We start from the raw sequence: 1,686 nt of genomic DNA, 5'->3' as shown, positions 1-1,686 counted from the left end.
AGAGGTGGTGTCAGGTGCGTCGGTGGTCACCGCTGGGCAACCTGGTTGCTGTACTTTGCTTAGAGCAACTGCTGTGCTGGCGCTTGTTCGGGCGTCTATCGCCGCTGCGACGTCCGCCCCGCAGAGCCGTCCCACCCGACACCTCCAAGATCGAGGTGTTGCAACGACCGATTGAATCCACTTTATGTGTGGGCGTCAGTGTGGGGAATGGGCTTGCCGGTGACGGCGTCGACCAGGCCGCGGGTGCCAAGCGGGCGGTGCAGGACGGTTTTGACCTGGGCGACGCCGCCGTCCTCACAGCCGACTCCGGGACCGGAAGCATCCCGGCGCTTGAGCACGAGCGTGACCCGGTCCGCCGTCTCCTCTGCAACCAGGTCGGGCCTGTAGTCGCAACCGCCCCAATCCACATGGAGTGTGATCGTGCGGTCGTCCGCCTCAACTGCTGTCCCGCCGGCGACCGGATCGTCCGGAGCAACCCGGTCGATCAGCGAGGCATCCCGCGTTTTGTACGGCAGCGGGTAGTCGTCGCCCCATGCGTAGCAGGCAGCCACCCCTAGTCCGATCACACCCACTGCTACGACCAGCCATCGCTTGCCGCGCCCCGTCAGTTCCACACCCAGCCCTCCCCCGGACCTTCACAGCTGGCGATCGGATTATCGAAGTCTCTCAGCCTGCGGTGCCCCGTCATCCGGCCGGGTGTGACCTACTGTGGTGCGCGCTTTGGCTTTGGTGCGCCGGCGATGGTCGGGCTGAACATCGCTCCCCATCGACCTCCTCGACCGGCACCATCCGGGTCGACGCCAAGATGACCTGCGCGCACGCCCCAGCCGCTACCTTGACCATCCGCGCTACGGCAGCCTGGTCCTCCCGCTCCCGGGGCCTTCCCGAGGGGGTGGAGGTCGAGACCGACACGCGTGCCGACTCCTGGTCGAGGTTCCCGGCCCGACGGGTCCAGCCGCGCCCGTGTGATTGGGCTCGTCGGCCTTCCCCGAGATCCGATCGGTCGGCTGGGCTCGTCTGCGGTAGCTGGTGGAACGTCACGCGGACCGAGTGCCGCCGAACCGTGTCCCGGATCACATCTGGGAGTCCGCTGGACCGGTGGGTTCGCCGCTGCGTTCTCAGCAACAGTTGCTGGCGGCCGGTCAGGGCCGGAGCGGCTGCTGTACTTTCGTGCCGGCGGATACCCCAGAGGGCCCATCGGATCTCTCCGATGGGCCCTCTGGCCTGGGTCGGGGTGGCGGGATTTGAACCCACGGCCTCTTCGTCCCGAAGCAACTCGGGGGACTGGGAGATCGGGGGTCAGCCCGCCGGTGACCTGCGCGAACGGTCCGTCAGCGTCCGTGGACGTACGGCGGTGTACGAGGGCGTTGTAGCGCAGTTAGTCACTCAGCTGCGCGCGACTCGCGTGGCCGCCGGTTGATGCCCGCCGAGCATGAGGGCCACGATGCTGGCCGCTGCCGAGATGGCCGCCGGCAGGATATCGACCGGCGCTCGCAGCACTACCACGATGACGATCACGGCCACTGGCCAGATCTGAGGAGCCGGGGTTGACACCACACCCGGGGAAGGGGAAAGACTCACGATGTGCCTCCTGAGATGGGGTACGTGCGCCCGTCCATGCTGCTGTGGTCTCCAGCCGGGCAGCTGGACGGGCCTTTTTGTCCGGCGATCTCGCCGTCGAGCTAG

At 67.4% G+C, this 1,686-nt stretch carries 2 protein-coding genes; both read right to left on the bottom strand.

Annotated elements, in window-relative coordinates; genetic code table 11:
- Nucleotides 1-182: 182 nt before the first annotated feature.
- On the bottom strand, nucleotides 183-614 hold the full coding sequence (locus LN042_RS36710; RefSeq protein ID WP_230055808.1) for a hypothetical protein: 432 nt from the start codon (nucleotides 612-614) through the stop codon (nucleotides 183-185).
- A 772-nt stretch (nucleotides 615-1,386) separates the two neighbouring features.
- Nucleotides 1,387-1,524 (bottom strand): hypothetical protein, encoded by a 138-nt coding sequence (locus LN042_RS36705; RefSeq protein WP_230055807.1) that lies wholly within the window; start codon nucleotides 1,522-1,524, stop codon nucleotides 1,387-1,389.
- Nucleotides 1,525-1,686 lie beyond the last annotated feature (162 nt).

Origin of the sequence: Kitasatospora humi (assembly GCF_020907985.1) — a bacterium.
Classification (GTDB): domain Bacteria; phylum Actinomycetota; class Actinomycetes; order Streptomycetales; family Streptomycetaceae; genus Kitasatospora; species Kitasatospora humi.
The sequence above is the reverse complement of the archived record's forward strand: the minus strand, read 5'-3'. Positions and strand labels throughout refer to the sequence as shown.